Source organism: Actinacidiphila sp. bgisy167 (genome assembly GCF_057707665.1).
The window spans coordinates 1-1,615 of the sequence record NZ_JBYIQP010000195.1; the positions used below are offsets into that span (position 1 = coordinate 1).

2 protein-coding genes are annotated in these 1,615 nt (G+C 70.2%); both read right to left on the minus strand.

Going from position 1 to position 1,615, the window contains the following annotated elements:
• Nucleotides 1-123 precede the first annotated feature (123 nt).
• Nucleotides 124-1,086, minus strand: coding sequence for an electron transfer flavoprotein subunit alpha/FixB family protein (locus AC3ET4_RS30710; RefSeq protein ID WP_431955228.1), 963 nt, complete (start codon nucleotides 1,084-1,086; stop codon nucleotides 124-126).
• A gap of 47 nt (nucleotides 1,087-1,133) precedes the next feature.
• Nucleotides 1,134-1,615: electron transfer flavoprotein subunit beta/FixA family protein (locus AC3ET4_RS30715; protein ID WP_431955230.1), on the minus strand; the 482-nt coding region annotated here is incomplete at its 5' end.

Below are 1,615 nucleotides of genomic sequence, written 5' to 3' on the forward strand. Positions count from 1 at the left end.
CGCCGCTTGCTTCTCGTCGTCAACGGCGTCGGGACGGACGGGGCGGGCACGGCCGGAGCCCCGTGGCGCGGCCGGGGGCGTCACGGGGCTCCGGTCAGGGCGTGCGCCGGGTGGCGCCCGGGGTCAGCCCTTACGGGCGGTGACCTCCTCGGTCAGCTGCGGCAGGACCTGGAACAGATCACCCACCACCCCGTAATCCGCCAACTCGAAGATCGGCGCCTCCGGATCCTTGTTCACCGCCACGATCGTCTTCGACGTCTGCATCCCCGCCCGGTGCTGGATCGCCCCCGAGATACCCGCCGCCACATACAACTGCGGCGACACCGACTTACCCGTCTGACCCACCTGATGCGCATGCGGATACCAACCCGCGTCCACCGCCGCCCGCGACGCCCCCACCGCCGCACCCAACGCATCCGCCAACGCCTCGATCACCGCGAAGTTCTCCGCACCCCCCACCCCGCGACCACCCGACACCACGATCGCCGCCTCGGTCAACTCCGGACGACCCGACACCTCCCGCGGCGCCCGCGCCACCACCCGCGTCCCCGCCGCCAGCACACCGAACTCCACCGGCAACTCCTCCACCACACCCCCGGCCGCAACCGCCTCCACCGGCGCCGCATTCGGCTTCACCGTGATCACCGGCACACCCACCGTCACCCGCGACCTCGTCGTGAACGACGCCGCGAACACCGACTGCGTCGCCACCGGCCCCTCAGACCCCGCCACCACATCCACCGCATCGGTGACCAGACCCGACCCCAACCGCAACGCCAACCGCGCCGCGACCTCCTTACCCTCCCCCGACGACGGCACCAGCACCGCCACCGGACTCACCACACCCGCGGCCGCCTCCAACGCATCCACCTTCGGCACCACCAAATACCGCGCGAACTCCCCCGCCTCATTGACCAGCACCCGCACCGCACCATGCTCACCCAGCACACCCGCCGTCGCACCAGCACCCGCACCCAGCGCCACCGCCACCGGCTCACCCAGCCGACGCGCGATCGTCAGCAACTCGAGGGTCGGCTTGCGAACCGCACCCTCCACATGATCGACATAAACGAGGACATCACCCACGGGAACACCACTCCTGAGAACTCGAAGAGAAAGAAGAAGAAGGCCGCTCAGACGAACTTCCGGCCCGCGAGGAACTCCGCGAGCTGCCTACCGCCCTCACCCTCGTCCTTGACGACCACACCAGCCGCCCGCGGCGGACGCGCCACCGCCTCATCCACCCGGGTCCACGCCCCCGCCAGACCCACCAGCCCCACCTCCACACCCAGGTCGGACAGATCCAGCGACTCCACCGGCTTCTTCTTCGCCGCCATGATCCCCTTGAACGACGGATACCGCGCCTCACCCGACTGATCCGTCACCGACACCACCGCCGGCAACGACGCCTCAAGCTCCTCACTCGCCGCATCACCATCCCGCCGCCCCGACACCACCCCACCCTCGACCGACACCCGCGACAACAACGTCACCTGCGGCACACCCAACCGCTCCGCCAGCAACGCCGGCACCACACCCGCCGTCCCATCCGTGGACGCCATCCCCGTCACCACCAGATCGAACCCCACCCGCTCGACCGCCCTCGCCAGCACCA